The following is a 14,941-nucleotide window of genomic DNA, read 5'->3' as shown; positions in this document are numbered from 1 at the left end:
TGTTTGGTGCGTTACGCTATCGAAGGGCGCACCCTACTAAAAACTTCATGGGATAAATCAACATCTTTGATTATAGCTTAAAATCCATGATCGCACTCACTCCCCATCCCCAAATAGTAAAATGTAGGGTGCGTTAGACGGCGACAATTTCTGCTTAAACTTAAATCTAACAATCCGTCGTAACGCACCACATCTATCATTAATTTATTTGGTGCGTTACGCTATCGCTAACGCACCCTACTAAAAACTACTAAAACCTAAAACCAATCATGAACGAAGCAAGAATAGAAGCTTACTTAGCCCTAATCCAAGCGCTCCTCCAGTGCGAAAATGGTCAGGAACCAGCGCTATTAGAGGCTAACGCGGAATTAGTTGATGCAGGCTTAGTCGCTGTGATGAAGCAGTATGCAGGCTTCTTAGAACAGCAAGGAGACAGCAATGAAGGGAGATGGTTGCTGAATATGGCGCAACAGTTAGAGCAATTTTTAGAACCGCCCAGAGACAACCAAGACCCCTACGGCAGTTTTTTACAAACCCTACTGCAAACTGTCGAGGAAAGTGACGGAAACCGCCAAGTAATTTATCCCCTGCTCGACAATAACCTCCATCTCTTAGATGAAAACTTAGTTAACCTCCTCCGTGCTTGGGGAAATAATACCAAGGAACAAGCCAGTCCAGAGGAAACTTACCAACTAGCGGCAATACTCTATTACCTTGCTGATGCTTTTCGTGAATTTCCTAAAGGTAATCCACGCATTAACCTAGCCATTGCCGTCTATGGATACGAATTTTGCGTGGCCAACCTAGAACGGGCAATCGCCGCCTACAACGAAGCCACCACAACTTACCGCCAACCGGGATTAGAAAGGGATTTAGCCCAAACCCTCAATAATCTGGGCATAGCCTACTGCACCCAAGCCGATCTGGGTCAAGAGCCAGTGGCCAACCTAGAACGGGCGATCGCCGCCTACAACGAAGCCACCACCATCCGCCGCCAACCGGGATTAGAAAGGGATTTAGCCACAACCCTCAATAATCTGGGCATAGCCTACGGCACCCAAGCCCAACTGGGTCAAGAGCCGGTGGCCAACCTAGAACAGGCAATCGCCGCCTTCACCGAAGCCACCACCATCAGCCGCCAACCGGGATTAGAAAGGGATTTAGCCCAAACCCTCAATAATCTGGGCAATGCCTACGGCGTCCAAGCCCAACTGGGGCAAGAGCCGGTGGCTAACCTAGAACGGGCAATCGCCACCTACACGGAAGCCACCACCATCCGCCGCCAACTGGGATTAGAAAGGGATTTAGCCCAAACCCTCACTAATCTGGGCATAGCCTACCGCACCCAAGCCCAACTAGGGAAAGAGCCGGTAGCCAACCTAGAACGGGCGATCGCCGCCCACACCGAAGCCGCCACCATCCGCCGCCAACTGGGATTAGAAAGGGATTTAGCCCGAACCCTCAATAATTTGGGCAATGCCTACAGCACTCAAGCCGAACTGGGGAAAGATCCAGTGGCTAACCTAGCACGGGCGATCGCCGCCTATACCGAAGCCACCACTATCCGCCGCCAACCGGGATTAGAAAGGGATTTAGCCCAAACTCTCCATAATCTGGGCAATGCCTACGTCACCCAAGCCGAACTGGGGAAAGAGCCGGTGGTCAACCTAGAACGGGCGATGGCCGCCCTCAAGGAAGCCGCCACCATCCGCCGCCAACCCGGATTAGAAAGGGATTTAGCCGAAACCCTCAATAATCTGGGCAATGCCTACGTCACCCAAGCCGAACTGGGGAAAGAGCCGGTGGTCAACCTAGAACGGGCGATGGCCGCCCTCAAGGAAGCCGCCACCATCCGCCGTGAAATGGGATTAGAAAGGGATTTAGCCCAAACCCTCGCTAATCTGGGCAATGCCTACTGCGTCCAAGCCCAACTAGGGAAAGAGCCAGTGGCCAACCTAGAACGGGCGATCGCCGCCTATACCGAAGCCACCACCATCTTCCGCCAACCCGGATTAGAAAGGGATTTAGCCGGAACCCTCACTAATCTGGGCGTAGCCTACTACACCCAAGCCCAACTGGGTCAAGAGCCGGTAGCCAACCTAGAACGGGCGATCGCTGCCCTCACCGAAGCCACCACCATCCGCCGCCAACCCGGATTAGAAAGGGATTTAGCCGGAACCCTCACTAATCTGGGCAATGCCTACCGCACCCAAGCCGAACTGGGGAAAGAGCCGGTAGCCAACCTAGAACGGGCGATCGCCAATTATCGAGAAGCACTTTCCTTTCTCAACCCCGCTCTCTTACCGGCTGACACCCTGAGAACTGGGCGCAGCTTAGGCAATCTCGGTTTCCAGCAGGGTTGGTGGAACATCGCCATCGAAGGCTACAGCGCCGCCGTGGAAGCCGTTGAACAAAGCCGCGCCTGGGCAACCAGTGAAGTCCTTCGCCAAGAGATTGTCCGCGAGTCTATCGGCGTTTATGAAAACCTAATCCAAGCCGCCGTTAACCAAGGCGATCTCTCCCTGGCGTTGCGAACCGTCGAACGTTCCCGCTCCAAACGCCTCGCCGACCTGATCGCTGTGGGCGACCTCTACGCCGATGGGCGCGTTCCCCCAGAGATCCAAGCCTGGTATCAGCAGGTTAAGGATAGCCGTCAGATCCAATCCCAACTCCGTCAAAACCCCCTCGACCAGCCCGGATTCACCCAGAAACCCCAACTCTACCCCATCGGTAACACCCGCGCCAGCTTTGCCACGGAACAACTCCAGGCCGCCGAAGCCGCCGAACGTCAAGCCTGGGACGCTCTCTACCGCTTTGATGCCATCACCGCCCAACTTCAGCAACCCCAACCCCAACCCCGACTCGATGAGCTAACGGCGCTGCTTCCATCCCCCCAGACTGCCCTCCTCAGCTTCTACACCACCGCCACCCATACCCACATCTTTGTCCTGCGTCGCCCCTCCCGGGATGGCGGGGAAGGGGTCAACTGCCACACTATTCCCAATCCCCCGGAGTCCGCCAACGACCTGCAAAACTGGCTGATCGACAACTGGGTTAACCCCTACATTGCGATTAATCAAGCAAAGACCCCCCAATCCCGCCAGCAGCGTCGGGATGAGTGGCACCAAGCTATGGCCACTCGTCTGCAAGAACTGGCAACCCGCCTGCAATTCGACACCCTCATCCAACAGCACCTCCAGGGCATCACTGAGTTAATTCTGATTCCCCACCTGTTCCTGCACCAAATTCCCTTCGACCTTCTACCCACCGCCCAAGGTCAACTACTGGGCGATCGCTTTCGCCTTCAGTTTGTCCCCAGTACGAAAATTCTCGGACTGTGCCAAGAGCGATCGCAACCCACTCCCGACACCCTGGGGATTGTGGAAAACACCACAGAGGATTTGCCCTATACTCCCCTAGAGTGTGAGTGGGTCGCCCAAACCTGGAATGTGCCTCGCCAACGGCGGCTACAGGGGCGCACTGTCACCCCCGACTCTTATCTGCAATTGCTGAAACAAGTGCAGGCGTTGCTCTCCAGCCACCACGCCACCAGCCGCCCCGATGATCCCCTCAACTCCCACCTCGTCCTAGACGGGGAGCAAAAAGTCACCCTCCGGGATTTACTTAGTCCCCTGTGGCGTTTTCCCGAATTGTCGGAAGTGTTTCTCTCCTGTTGTGAAACCGGTCTCAGTTTTGCCGGTTTCCGAGATGAAGAGGGAAACCTGCGACCGGAATTACTGGACGAACCCCTCAGCTTAGGTACAGGCTTTCTGTTGGGGGGCGCTCGTGCTGTGATTAGTAGTCATTGGGCGGTGACTGATCGAGCTACGGCGCTGTTTTCCCGGGAGTACCATCGCGCCAGGCGGGCCGGAGAGGAACGTTTAACGGCTCTACATCAGGCTCGTCAAGCGCTGCGGGAGACTTGCCAAAAAGACTGGCGGGACAGTTTGACAGTCGATTATCAGCAGGCTTATCAGACTTGGCGACAAATGCGCCAAACTAACGATCCCAACGTCAATACTGCTGGGGCTAATTATCAGAAAATCGGCGAATTGATCAAGTGGCTTGACGAATTTGCTCCCGATGCAGTGCCTTTTCAGGATTATCGTTACTGGGGGGCGTTCTATTGTCTGGGACTTCCTTAAAATTAGGAATTATTTCCTTGTTGCAAGTAAAATGTAGTAAAATGTAGGGTGCGTTAGACGGCGATAATCTCTGCTTAAACTTAAATCTAACAATCCGTCGTAACGCACCACACCTATCATTAATTTATTTGGTGCGTTGCTAGAGAAAAATTTGGGGTAGGGGCGAAGCATTCGGATAGGAAATCTACGGTTTCAGCGATAGGTTATGCCCAAATGCTTCGCCCCTACTTTTTCAGCAAACCCTAATTAAGTAGATAAGTATTAAAAACTTTCAGATCACCCCGCCCCCCTTATTAAGGCTATCCATTAGTCACATCTTTCTTAACATAAAATTTGACAAAAAGAGAAAAGTGTGCCAGATGGCTCAAGGGGGTTCTATGGGGGAACTAATTTGATGAGATAGTTTCCAAGTCTCGCTGATATCATGTAACCTTCGCAGTCCCAACCAAATAGTTTTAACACCTGGTTCACCGTCGCCTTTTCTACCTAAAAACCCCCCAAGAGAAGCAATCATTCTGACCGCTTCTCGAAAGGAGGGCGGCTTGTCAGGTGGCGGACTCTTTTTATGAATAGTGGCACACAAAGATTGCCATTCATGTTCTTCCAAAAAACTTTCACAACTCTCCTCTCCGTGTAAGCGTGCTTGATAGGTTAACCAGAGTAATCTCCAAGCTACAATTGAATAGGTAGCTAAAGCCATCTCAATTCTCCGACCCGTTTCTAATTGCAGTTTTTCTAATCCACAACCACTTTTTAAAACAAAATGATAGCGTTCTATCAACCAGCGATAACTATACCAGCGCACACAGGTTATCGCCGATTCAAAGCTACTAATGTCTAGGCTAGTTAAGAGGAGTCAACTGATAGGATTAACTCCGGGATGAGGATTTTCTTCTTCAGCTAAAATTCCCTGTAATTTGACCGGTTGACGAGGGTTCGCTTTCGAGTGATGCTTAGGTACTTGTATTTCAAAACTGGCAAATCTAACTGTTAGTTTAGCTAGTCTAGCCTCGTGATTAGGATTGCGTTTTACTTGCACATCTAGGGTACCACAGGCTTTTATTTCTCTGATGGATTGATGTAAATATTTAGTCTCTGGATGCCCTGACTTTTCCTTGTCTTCGAGATAGTTAACTTTTCGTTTATGAGTTCCTCGGATTAATAAATGAGAGTTAGGATTTCTTGACTGGGCAAATAAATCAAATATGTCTGCCTCACAATCTCCGATTGTTACTACTTGAATTTCTTCGGGTATTTGTTATTGTGTTTCTGACAAAGAATTTAACTATCTTTGACTTTCTTTTTCTTGGGTTTCTCTTTTTTTTCGCTGCTTGGCAATCCCTAAATTCTTTTCTTCTCTTGCCCAGACATATTGATTAATCAGTCCTAAAGGTATTCCTTGCGGTGACAGTCCTAATGTGGTATGAACTTTGAGACCAAAGGATTTTTTACAGTCTAGATAACCCATTCCCTTTTTGGCTTTTTGCGTCGTAAAGTCTAAACTTGTTGTGTCTTGAACTGCCAAAACTATTGGATGTTCTTTGATTCTTTCTACTGTACTTTTGGCTTGAGCGGCAATTAGATATGAGGGGTGAAAATAGGGTGAATTCCAAAAGTCGTAGGTGGCACTCGCTGCCGCTAGATTTTCCGAAGCTTATAGAACACTTGTATTAAATTGACTGGCCAAGTTTTCTACGATACTGATTAACCTTTTCTTTCTTCTCGTGTCCCCTAGGTCTGCATACTGTAATTCTTGGGCTGCCCATTTCTCCATTTTTTTGCTCACCTCGGCCTTAATTCCTTCTTTCAAAACTATACCTATCAATCGTTTCCCCTTTTTTTAAGTTTCTTCTCTTTTTGTTAAGAAAGATCTGACTAATGGATAGAGAGGGGGGATCGGAGGCAAAATCTATGTTCATATTTAATTAGAACCACTTACTTAAAACCCATCGGGTTTTTGCTAGGGTAGATAACCGCAAGACTGACAATCGCCCCCAGCCGGCTGCTGTAAAATAGGAAGGATAGATAAAACTCAGGAGAAAAAACCCCAGTGCAGTACAACCCCGCAGAAATCGAACAGAAATGGCAGAAGATTTGGCAGCAAATGGGATTGGACAAAACCCCAGAAAACGCCGATAAACCGAAATTTTACGCCCTCTCCATGTTCCCCTATCCATCGGGCAACCTGCACATGGGTCACGTTCGCAACTATACTATTACCGATGTGATTGCCCGTCTGAAAAGAATGCAGGGTTATCGCGTGCTGCATCCCATGGGGTGGGATGCTTTCGGATTACCCGCAGAAAATGCCGCTATTGAAAGGGGAGTTCCTCCGGCAAAATGGACTGATCAAAATATTGCCCAGATGAAACGGCAATTACAACAGTTAGGATTATCTATCGATTGGGAAAGAGAAGTTGCCACCTGTTCCCCAGAATATTATCGTTGGACCCAACGGCTATTTTTACAGTTTTTTGAATCGGGATTAGCCTACCAAAAAGAAGCGGCAGTGAATTGGGATCCTATCGATCAAACTGTGTTGGCCAATGAACAGGTAGATAGTGAAGGAAAATCTTGGCGATCGGGTGCTAAAGTAGAAAGAAAATTACTCCGGCAATGGTTCCTAAAAATCACCGATTATGCCGAACAATTACTCACTGATTTAGATAAACTTACCGGTTGGCCGGAACGGGTTAAAACCATGCAGGCCAACTGGATTGGTAAATCGGTAGGTGCTTATTTAGAATTTCCTCTTGTTAATTCCACAGAAAAAATTGCCGTTTTTACCACTCGTCCCGATACGGTTTATGGAGTGACTTATGTGGTACTTGCTCCCGAACATCCCTTAACTTTACAAGTTACCACTCCCGAACAAAAATCGGCCGTAGAAACTTTTATTCAAGAGATAGCCAGCGAAAGCGAATTAGAAAGAACTGCCGAAGATAAACCCAAACGCGGTATTAAAACCGGAGGACTGGCAATTAATCCTTTTACTGGTGAAGAAATTCCGATTTTAATTGCTGATTATGTCCTCTACGAATACGGTACTGGTGCAGTGATGGGAGTCCCGGCTCACGACAGTCGCGATTTTAAATTTGCTCACGAAAATAACCTGCCAATTAAGATAGTTATTACTCCAGAAAGTGGCGAAATTGAGTTAAAAGATGCTTACACAGAAGCGGGAATTATGATTAATTCCGCTCAATTTAATGGGCTGCATTCTACAGCAGGAAAAACCGCTATTATTGATTATGCCACTGCCCAAGGTTACGGCAAAGCTAGAATACAATATCGTCTCCGGGATTGGTTAATTTCCCGTCAAAGATATTGGGGTTGTCCGATTCCAGTTATCCACTGTCCTAACTGTGGAACCGTGCCAGTACCTATCGATAATTTACCCGTTACTTTACCAGAAAATGTCGAATTTAGCGGTCGAGGTGCTTCTCCTTTAGCCAAATTAGAAGACTGGGTAAATGTGGATTGTCCTCGCTGTGGCACTCCCGCAAAACGGGAAACGGACACCATGGATACTTTCATCGATTCTAGTTGGTATTTCCTCCGTTATACCGATGCTAAAAATGAAGATATACCCTTTCAATTCGAGAAGGTTAATGATTGGATGCCCGTGGATCAATACGTCGGAGGAATCGAACACGCTATCCTACATTTACTCTATTCTCGTTTCTTTACCAAAGTTTTAAGAGACCGAGGTTTAGTTAATGTCGATGAACCTTTTAACCGTCTATTAACCCAGGGAATGGTACAGGGATTAACCTACAAAAATCCCGAAACTGGCAAATATGTCCCCGCAGAAAATGTTATCTATAAAGAGGATAAATATTGCGATAAAGACACGGGAGAAGTTCTATCTTTCTTCTTTGAAAAAATGTCTAAGTCGAAATATAACGGCGTTGATCCTCTGAAAGTCTTGGAAAAATATGGGGCCGATACTGCTCGAATGTTTATACTTTTTACTGCACCCCCAGAAAAAGATTTACAGTGGGATGATGCGGGGGTAGAAGGACAATTTCGCTTTCTTAATCGGGTGTGGCGTTTAGTCAGCGAATATATTGAAAATAAACCCAAGCAAGTCAAAAAAATAGAAACTTTCTCGAAAACTGACAAGGATTTAAGACGGGCAATTCACACCGCTATTAAAGAAATCTCCGAGGATTTAGAAGGAGATTATCAATTTAATACCGCTATTTCCGAATTGATGAAACTCAGTAACGCTTTAGGGGATAATAAGTGTTTTGCATCCCCCATTTATCGGGAAGGAATCGAAACCCTATTAATCTTACTTTCCCTCTTTGCTCCCCATCTTAGCGAAGAATTGTGGCAAGCTTTAGGCCATAGCCAATCAATTCACCTGCAACCCTGGCCAAAAGTTGATCCTACTGCCCTGATTGTGGACGAGATTACCCTTGTCATCCAAATTTTGGGAAAAACCAGAGGCACGATACAAGTTCCCGCTAGTGCCGATAAAAGCACCCTAGAAACCCTCGCCCTGGAATCAGAAATCGCCCAACGTTATTTAGAGGGCAAGGAAATCAAAAAAGTGATTGTTGTCCCGGGCAAATTAGTTAATTTTGTCGTGGTTTAAATGACAGTAATTATCACAATGGTAGGGAATTAAGAACCTTTTCAGTTATCAGTATATTCAGCTTCTTCTAAAGTGACTTGCGTTAATGTCTCTCTCGCCCAACTGTCTAGAATTTGCGCTAAATTATCATCTAGCTTATCAAGATTTTGCGCCCAGAAGGGGTAAATCACTTGAGGATTAGGATCTTCAGAGATTTTTTGTAATGTCTCCCTTAAAAAATTGAGATAGTCTTTCAGGTTTAGGGAGGCTTGGGCGCGTTGTTCACTCATGGCGTGGTAGATGAGGAATTGATGGGTAGGGGCGAAGCATTCGGATAGAAAATCTAGGGTTTCAGCGATAGGTTATTGCCCAAATGCTTCGCCCGTACAGGGATTTTCTGCAATTGAGGAATCACTGTTGCACAAGGCGGTTCAAAGTGTAATTCCAAAGCTTCTTGAAGATTTATTAACGCCTCAGTTTCCGTTTCTCCTTGACTTGCCACATCAACCTCTAAACATTGAGCCACAAACCAATTACCCTCTTGAAAAATTCTGGCTGTCAATGCCTGTTTCATCTTAATTTTCCCCCTTTAATATTCTATTATTGTCTATCTTGTCTCAAGTGTTTGCCCAACCGAAGCGCCTCATTTTCCCTTGCTGCCTTCCCTCATTGTTGCCCTCCCCCTCCCATTATCTCCACTAATTTATGAGCCGATAATTCCTGATTAAGCCAATCCTTTCTCAGCCAACCATTGAGGATTATATAAACGAGATTGATAACGGGACCCACCATCACAAAGAACAGTAACGATGGTGTGGCCTGGCCCCATTTGTTTAGCTAAAGCCACGGCAGCAGCGACATTAATACCCACAGAACCCCCCATAAATAAACCATCTTTTTGTAATAGTTGATAAACAACTTTAATGGCAGTGGGATCATCAATTTGAATGGCATCATCTATGGGTGCGCCTTCCATATTAGCCGTAATACGACTATTACCAATCCCTTCCGTAATTGAACTACCTTCCAGGGTAATTGTCCCGGTTTTCACATAACTATATAAACCGCTACCCATCGGATCCGCCACCACACAACGCACCTGCGGATTTTGGTCTTTTAAAAACATCGCCACCCCCGCGTAGGTTCCCCCAGTTCCTGTGGCAGCCACCCAAGCATCAATTTTACCGTCGGTTTGTTCCCAGATTTCCCGGCCGGTGGTTTCGTAGTGAGCGCGACGATTAGCCAGATTATCGAATTGATTGGCCCAGATAGCATTTTCCATCTCACTGGCCAATCTCCCCGATAATTTAACGTAATTATTGGCATCTCGGTAGGGAACGGCGGGAACAGTACGCACTTGGGCACCCAATGTTCTCAATAGGTCGATTTTCTCTTGGGATTGGGTATCGGGAATGATAATCAGGCATTTATAACCTTTAGCATTGCAGATATGGGCCAAACCGATGCCAGTATTGCCGGCGGTTCCTTCGACAACGGTTCCCCCCGGTTGGAGAGTACCGGCTTTTTCCGCTTCTTGAATAATATATAAAGCGGCGCGATCCTTGACCGAACCACCGGGGTTAAGAAATTCGGCCTTACCGAGAATCTCGCAGCCGGTTTCCTCGCTAAAACTATTGAGACGAATTAGAGGAGTATTACCCACCGCATCGACGAAACCATTTTTAATATCCATAATCTGTTATTTTTCGTGCTGTTCGTAAGCTGAGACGATTTTTTGTACTAAGGGATGACGCACCACATCGGCCCGGGATAGGTAACAAAAAGCGATCCCTTCTACTGATTTTAGGATTTTTTGAGCGGCAATTAACCCCGATTCCTGTTGTTGCGGTAAATCGGTTTGGGTGACATCTCCAGTTACTACCATGCGCGAACCGAATCCCAAGCGAGTTAAGACCATTTTTAACTGTGCTGGGGTGGTATTTTGGGCCTCATCAACGATAACAAAAGCATTAGCTAGGGTTCGTCCCCGCATATAAGCTAAGGGAGCGATTTCGATTTTACCCCGTTCCATCAGGTCGGGAATTTTGGCCGCTTCGATAAATTCGTATAAAGCATCGTAGAGGGGACGCAAAAAAGGATCGACTTTTTGCTGTAAATCCCCCGGGAGAAAGCCTAATTTTTCCCCCGCTTCCACGGCCGGCCGGGTGAGGATAATCCGTTCTACTTTATCTTCTAATAGAGCTTGTACGGCCAAAACGGCGGCTAAAAAGGTTTTCCCCGTGCCGGCAGGTCCAATACAAAAGGTGATATCGTGACTTTGAATCGCTTGGATATATTGACGCTGACGGAAGGTTTTTGCCCGAATTAGCTCCCCGCGACGGGTACGAGCGAGAATATCCTGCTGTAGTTCTTTATACTCGCTAGAACGCCCCGTATCGAGGGCATGGATAGCGGTCATAATATCGGCTTCGGCGATTAACTTGGCCTCTTGCCATAAAATACTTAAGGAGCGCACAATCGCTGTGGCACGCTCCACGGGGGTTGGTTGCCCCGCAATCCGCAATTCCATGCCTCTGAGGACTAAATTCGCCCCAGTTTGCCTGGCTATCAATTTGAGGTTAGCTTCTTGATGACCCGCTAAAGCGATCGCACTTTCTGAACTGGGGAATTGAATCGTTTGCCAAGTTTCCGTCATGCTTGGGGCTAAATTATCCTTTGGCTGTTTCTACCACTTTAGCAAAAGCGACGGGATCGAGGACAGCTAATTGGGCCAACATTTTCCGATTGAGGAGGATATTAGCTTTCTTTAATTGTCCGGTTAGTTGGCTGTAACTGATGCCCTGTTGACGAGCAGCCGCGTTAATGCGGGTAATCCAAAGACGACGAAAATCGCGTTTACGTTTGCGACGGTCTCTATAGGCATTCCGCAAGGCCTTCATTACCTGTTGATTAGCGGTACGGAATAAGCGCGAGTGAGAACCGCGAAAACCTTTGGCTAATTTGAGAATTTTTTTACGTCGCTTGCGGGCGACATTCCCCCGTTTTACTCTAGACATGATAATCCTTTAGACGATTTTTCTGGAAAATTTACAAATAGGGCAACATTAAGCGCACTTCCTTCTCGTCGCGCTCGTGTACCAAGGTAATCTGGGACAAACGACGGCGCTTGCGTTCGGCACTTTTATGATCGAGTAGGTGATTTTTGAAGGCTTTGCGACGTTTGATTTTTTTGCCGCTTCCCGTGGCCTCAAATCGTTTGGCCGCCGCCTTTCGCGTTTTTAGCTTGGGCATAAACTCCGTTTTATTAAATCGACACAATCACTAATACTATCACAAATAGAGGACTTTGGGCAAGAAGTGACCCAAAGATTCCAGGCTTATCCCGACTTTGGACAGGTCTGTGCTTGGGAATTAAATCAATCGGGAATTTTTCCCTTCCTCTTGATCGAATCGCTAAGATCCAGATAAAGTCTCGCGTTAACACGCATCTGGAGAAGTTATGGCTAAAACCCTACTAGAACAATTACGCCAATTTACAGTGGTTGTTGCCGATACTGGCGATATCCAAGCGATCGAAGCTTTTACCCCCCAAGATACCACCACTAACCCCTCCCTGATCACGGCTGCGGCCCAAATGCCCCAATATCAGCCGATTGTCGATCAAACCCTGCAAGCGGCCAGAAAAGAACTAGGGGAGCAGGCCACCCCAGAAGATGTGGCCACATTAGCTTTTGATCGCCTAGCCATCGGTTTTGGTCTGCAAATCCTGCAAATCGTCCCCGGCCGCGTCTCCACCGAAGTGGATGCCCGTCTTTCCTACGATACCCAAGCTACCATCCACAAGGCCCGTTATCTCATTTCCCAGTATGAACAAGCGGGTATCTCTAGAGAAAGAGTCTTAATTAAAATTGCCTCGACTTGGGAAGGGATTAAAGCCGCAGAAGTCCTCGAAAAAGAGGGAATTCACTGTAATTTAACCCTATTATTCGGTTTTCATCAGGCGATCGCCTGTGCGGAAGCGGGAGTAACCTTAATTTCTCCCTTTGTCGGTCGGATTCTCGATTGGTATAAAAAAGAAACCGGTAAAGACTACGTTGGCGCTGAAGATCCCGGAGTCCAATCCGTTACCCAGATCTATAACTACTATAAAAAGTTTGGTTATAAAACCGAAGTTATGGGGGCAAGTTTCCGCAATATCGGCGAAATTTGCGAGTTAGCCGGCTGTGATCTTTTAACGATTTCCCCGAAACTTCTCGAACAATTGCAAGGGACAGAAGCCGATTTACCCCGTAAGCTCGATCCAGACCAGGCTGCAACCCTTGATATTGTCAAAATTGCCGTGGATCAAGCCACTTTTGCGAAAATGCACGCCGAAGATGCCATGGCTTCCGAAAAACTAACGGAAGGTATTCAAGGTTTTACCAAAGCTTTAGAATTATTAGAACAATTGCTGATTCAACGTTTAACCCAGTTGGAAGGTCAGTCAACCCTAGAACACGCCGCCGAAGATATTTTCCGAGTCTATGATCATGATGGGGATGGTTTCATCACCCGGGAAGAATGGGCGGGAACCGATGCGGTATTCGATGCGATCGATATTAACCATGATGGGAAAATTTCTCCCGATGAGATCGCTGTCGGTTTGGGTGCGGCCTTTCGTTTAGTGGAAGCATAGAATTAGTCGTGAGTTGAACTAACCGGCATCAGTCCCCACCCGCACTCACCCCCACCAGTGGGGAAAGTGCAGGGAGTGGGGAGCTTTTTGTGGTGAATAGTAAACAGTAACCAGTGAAAAGAAATTCACTGAAAACTAAAATCTGATCACTGGTAACTGATCGCTGATTAAGCTGTCTCTTGGGCCGCCGCTAATTCTGCCAGTTTTCCCTGTTGATCCTTGGCGATACAGGATTGGATCACCTCTTCGATGTCGCCGTCCAAAATGCGATCGAGGGAAAAATTCTGATTTAAGCGATGATCGGTGAGACGATTATCCTTATAGTTATAGGTGCGAATTTTTTCCGAACGGGAACCGGTTCCCACCTGAGAGCGTCGCATGGAACTGACCGCTTCCTGTTGTTCCTGTAATTTCATATCGTACAGTTTCGCCCGGAGAATCTGCATAGCTCGTTCCCGGTTTTGCAATTGCGAGCGCTCTTCGGTGCAAAAAACCCGGATTCCCGTGGGTTTATGGATTAAATCGACCGCAGTTTCCACTTTATTGACATTTTGACCGCCTGCTCCCCCGGATCTAGCCGTGGTTAACTCAATATCCTTGGGATCGATATGCACTTCCACATCGTCCACTTCCGGCATAATCGCCACGGTAGCGGTGGAAGTGTGGACGCGACCACTCGCTTCCGTCAGAGGAACCCGCTGCACCCGATGGACTCCCGCCTCAAATTTCAGCTTACTATAGACGTTATCGCCTTTAATCTCTAAGATTGCCTCTTTAAATCCTCCCATATCCGCCGGAGATTCACTCAAAAGGCTAACTTTCCATTTTTGAGTTTCGGCATATTTTGAGTACAAGCGAACTAAATCCCCCGCCCAAATACTGGCCTCATCACCTCCGGTTCCAGCGCGAATTTCCAGCATGATATTCTTTTCATCGAGGGGATCCCGGGGCAGCAGCAGAATTGTTAATTGGTCTTCCAAAGTGGCGATTTTTGCCTCTAATGCTGCCACTTCTAGGGCGGCCATTTCGCGTAATTCGGGATCGCTGGCGGATTCTTTGAAGATTTGTTTCGCCCCGATTAAATCCTCTTGACTTTTTTGCCAAATTTCGTAGGTGTTGACCGTTTCCTCTAGGGAAGCGCGGGATTTGGCCAGACGATGCAATTCACCCGGATTACTGGTGACATCGGGATCCGCTAGACGACGGGTTAATTCTTTGTACGTCTGTTCTACAGATTGCAGTTTGTTTAATAAATAACTTTCAGCCATGATCGATAATAAATAGGGTTAAACGGGGTTAATTTGAAGATAACCCGCAAATTCACTGGATTAGAAGCGTCTGACAGATAATAGAGACGCAATCCTTTTAATTGTCTTAATTTTCTTGGTTTGGGGTTCTTCGAGCTAGGAAAAATCCCGCCCAACTGCTGAGAGTCAGTCAGTTTTGCTAATACTTAGAAATATTTTTAGGCCAGCAAGCGGCAAGGGAAGACATTTTTTTTCTTAACCAGATTATTCCTATATCTGAAGCTATCATTTTTTGGCCGGTTTGAGCAAGTAATGTTAGAACCTGTTTAAA

10 protein-coding genes and 1 pseudogene are annotated in these 14,941 nt (G+C 47.1%); 3 read left to right on the top strand and 8 right to left on the bottom strand.

All coding sequences use genetic code 11. The features are described from left to right. Positions 1–269: 269 nt before the first annotated feature. Complete coding sequence (locus tag myaer_RS21955; RefSeq protein WP_235614823.1) at positions 270–4,145, top strand: CHAT domain-containing tetratricopeptide repeat protein; 3,876 nt, start codon at positions 270–272, stop codon at positions 4,143–4,145. Between the two features lie 364 nt (positions 4,146–4,509). On the opposite strand, the pseudogene myaer_RS08345 reads toward myaer_RS21955, so the two are convergent. Continuing rightward, positions 4,510–5,919: pseudogene (locus myaer_RS08345) on the bottom strand (IS4 family transposase). Between the two features lie 276 nt (positions 5,920–6,195). Between myaer_RS08345 and leuS the strand changes: the two are divergent. Next, a complete protein-coding gene (gene leuS / locus myaer_RS08340; RefSeq protein ID WP_071846436.1) occupies positions 6,196–8,748 on the top strand; it encodes a leucine--tRNA ligase in 2,553 nt (850 codons plus the stop codon). A 41-nt stretch (positions 8,749–8,789) separates the two neighbouring features. Here leuS and myaer_RS08335 read toward each other — a convergent pair whose 3' ends face one another. From myaer_RS08335 to rpmI, 6 genes are all read right to left on the bottom strand, one after another. After that, on the bottom strand, positions 8,790–9,017 hold the full coding sequence (locus myaer_RS08335) for a hypothetical protein (protein ID WP_046661764.1): 228 nt from the start codon (positions 9,015–9,017) through the stop codon (positions 8,790–8,792). Between the two features lie 53 nt (positions 9,018–9,070). Then, positions 9,071–9,301: a type II toxin-antitoxin system HicB family antitoxin gene (locus myaer_RS08330; RefSeq protein WP_046661763.1), complete on the bottom strand. Its 231-nt coding sequence runs from the start codon at positions 9,299–9,301 to the stop codon at positions 9,071–9,073. Between the two features lie 150 nt (positions 9,302–9,451). Next, the gene (locus tag myaer_RS08325; RefSeq protein WP_046661761.1) at positions 9,452–10,420 is read right to left on the bottom strand and encodes a cysteine synthase A; all 969 of its coding nucleotides are present in this window, start codon (positions 10,418–10,420) and stop codon (positions 9,452–9,454) included. A 6-nt stretch (positions 10,421–10,426) separates the two neighbouring features. Continuing rightward, on the bottom strand, positions 10,427–11,383 hold the full coding sequence (locus tag myaer_RS08320; protein ID WP_002772048.1) for a PhoH family protein: 957 nt from the start codon (positions 11,381–11,383) through the stop codon (positions 10,427–10,429). 13 nt (positions 11,384–11,396) lie between these two features. Continuing rightward, complete coding sequence (gene rplT / locus myaer_RS08315; RefSeq protein WP_046661759.1) at positions 11,397–11,744, bottom strand: 50S ribosomal protein L20; 348 nt, start codon at positions 11,742–11,744, stop codon at positions 11,397–11,399. Between the two features lie 31 nt (positions 11,745–11,775). After that, positions 11,776–11,979 carry a 50S ribosomal protein L35 gene (rpmI, locus tag myaer_RS08310; protein ID WP_002781071.1) on the bottom strand — a complete coding sequence of 68 codons (204 nt, stop codon included), beginning with the start codon at positions 11,977–11,979 and terminating at the stop codon, positions 11,776–11,778. Between the two features lie 208 nt (positions 11,980–12,187). Between rpmI and myaer_RS08305 the strand changes: the two genes are divergently transcribed. Next, positions 12,188–13,363, top strand: coding sequence for a transaldolase (locus myaer_RS08305; RefSeq protein WP_046661756.1), 1,176 nt, complete (start codon positions 12,188–12,190; stop codon positions 13,361–13,363). 167 nt (positions 13,364–13,530) lie between these two features. On the opposite strand, the gene prfA is transcribed toward myaer_RS08305, so the two are convergent. Continuing rightward, entirely contained in the window at positions 13,531–14,631 is a 1,101-nt protein-coding gene (prfA, locus tag myaer_RS08300; protein WP_046661754.1) for a peptide chain release factor 1, read from the bottom strand. Positions 14,632–14,941 lie beyond the last annotated feature (310 nt).

Source organism: Microcystis aeruginosa NIES-2549 (assembly GCF_000981785.2).
Classification (GTDB): Bacteria; Cyanobacteriota; Cyanobacteriia; order Cyanobacteriales; family Microcystaceae; genus Microcystis; species Microcystis aeruginosa_C.
This window is presented reverse-complemented; position numbering and strand designations above follow the sequence as displayed.

What these genes read in the sequence shown, in the direction of transcription:
- myaer_RS21955 (WP_235614823.1), top strand. Translation starts at nt 270, where the DNA reads ATGAACGAAGCAAGAATAGAAGCTTACTTAGCCCTAATCCAAGCGCTC.
- myaer_RS08335 (WP_046661764.1), bottom strand. Translation starts at nt 9,017, where the DNA reads ATGAGTGAACAACGCGCCCAAGCCTCCCTAAACCTGAAAGACTATCTC.
- myaer_RS08330 (WP_046661763.1), bottom strand. Translation starts at nt 9,301, where the DNA reads ATGAAACAGGCATTGACAGCCAGAATTTTTCAAGAGGGTAATTGGTTT.
- myaer_RS08325 (WP_046661761.1), bottom strand. Translation starts at nt 10,420, where the DNA reads ATGGATATTAAAAATGGTTTCGTCGATGCGGTGGGTAATACTCCTCTA.
- myaer_RS08320 (WP_002772048.1), bottom strand. Translation starts at nt 11,383, where the DNA reads ATGACGGAAACTTGGCAAACGATTCAATTCCCCAGTTCAGAAAGTGCG.
- rplT (WP_046661759.1), bottom strand. Translation starts at nt 11,744, where the DNA reads ATGTCTAGAGTAAAACGGGGGAATGTCGCCCGCAAGCGACGTAAAAAA.
- rpmI (WP_002781071.1), bottom strand. Translation starts at nt 11,979, where the DNA reads ATGCCCAAGCTAAAAACGCGAAAGGCGGCGGCCAAACGATTTGAGGCC.
- myaer_RS08305 (WP_046661756.1), top strand. Translation starts at nt 12,188, where the DNA reads ATGGCTAAAACCCTACTAGAACAATTACGCCAATTTACAGTGGTTGTT.
- prfA (WP_046661754.1), bottom strand. Translation starts at nt 14,631, where the DNA reads ATGGCTGAAAGTTATTTATTAAACAAACTGCAATCTGTAGAACAGACG.